Source organism: Sphingomonas flavida, assembly GCF_036663655.1.
Taxonomy (GTDB): domain Bacteria; phylum Pseudomonadota; class Alphaproteobacteria; order Sphingomonadales; family Sphingomonadaceae; genus Sphingomonas.
This window is the reverse complement of sequence record NZ_JAXOJH010000048.1, coordinates 1-1369: the sequence shown is the minus strand read 5'-3', so window position 1 is coordinate 1369 and position 1369 is coordinate 1. Positions and strand designations below refer to the sequence as shown.

At 69.2% G+C, this 1369-nt stretch carries 2 protein-coding genes; both read right to left on the bottom strand.

Going from position 1 to position 1369, the window contains the following annotated elements; translation table 11 throughout:
- Window positions 1-936: DUF222 domain-containing protein (locus U1703_RS19045; RefSeq protein WP_332786968.1), on the bottom strand; the 936-nt coding region annotated here is incomplete at its 3' end.
- Between the two features lie 317 nt (window positions 937-1253).
- The coding region (locus U1703_RS19040; protein ID WP_503676844.1) for an imidazolonepropionase-like domain-containing protein at window positions 1254-1369 on the bottom strand (116 nt) is incomplete at its 5' end.

Sequence of the window (1369 nt, the reverse complement as noted above, 5' to 3'; positions counted from 1 at the left end):
GCCCTCAGCCCAGGCGGTGAGGTGATGAGCGTGACAGGCCGAGGCGGGTCTCTCGCAGCCGCGGGTGACGCAGGTCCGGTCCCGCACGAGCATCGCGACCCGTTGGGCTCTGGTGTGGACCCGCTTCTCGCGGCCCACGTCGAGGGGTTGGGAGTCACCGTCCAGGACGACCGGGATGATCCCGGCCTCACACGCCAGCTTCCTGGCCTGTCCGGGGCTGATCCTGGTCCCGGTGTCGAGCTGCGCCGCTTTGAGACCACCCATCAGCGTGTCGAGGTCCATCAGCACGACCACGGACGCCGACACACCCCCGGCGTACGGCAGGCGCTCGGTCGGGTAGCGGCGGATGTACTCCACGAACGCCAACCCCATCCCGTGCGGCGACAGACCATGCCCACCGGCTTTGGGTGAGGCCAGCGCCTGCAATGCCTTGCGGAACATGTCCGCGTCCCCGGTCGGGATCGTGAACCGGCCGTGGGTCTGGCCGTGGCCGTCGTCGTGCATCGTGAGCCGGGCGGATTGTTCAGCGCGGCGTTCTTCGGCGGCGAGCCGCTTGGCCTCCTCAGCCTCCCCGACCTCGGGAGCCACCACGTCGAGGATCCGCCGCCCCTGGATCCGCAGCGCCTTGGCGTCGAAGTCCCGTGCCTGGGCGAGGAGGTGCTCACGGGCCTGGGTCTTGATGTCGACGTCGACGTCGTCGGGCAGTGCGTCGAGGGCGTCGACGATCACCTGGGCCTGATCCACCAGGATCTCCCCCGCCGCCAAGGCTTCCCCGACGAGCTCGTGGCGCTCCAACGCTTTCGCGAGGCGCATCTTGCGGTGCGCATCGCGCTGCACCTGGCGGGTCTCGTTGGCCCACCACACACCCGCGGACGTCGCACCCGAGGCGTCGCCGACCCGGTTGCGCTCGGCGTGGGCGGCGACCTTGAGCTCCAAGGCGGCGAGCCGGGGCCAACCGGGTCGCCCGGAGGAGTGTCTGGCGGGTCTCCTCGTCGTTCATCGACCACGCCGGAGAGTGCTGGACGTCGTCGAGCTCGGCCTCGATCACGGACAGCGCAGCGACGATCGGGTGGTCCCGATCGGTGCGGTGTCCGGTGCTGGTCATGAACCAATTCCAGCATCGACCACCGACACTCGAAGGCCTCAGAACCCGTTATCCACAAGCGATCCGAGAGCTTCCTGAGATTTTGCCTTCGGATTCGCGGTAGCGACTTCGACCCTCGATCGGATCATCTACAACCGATCGTCCCTGGTCACCCCGCCAGGTGTCCCCACGCCGGAGCGAGCTCCGCCCAGGGACCGACAGCGACGACGCGACCTTCGGCGAGGACGACGACACGGTCGGCCTGGGCGAGGGCGGCGCGCTTGC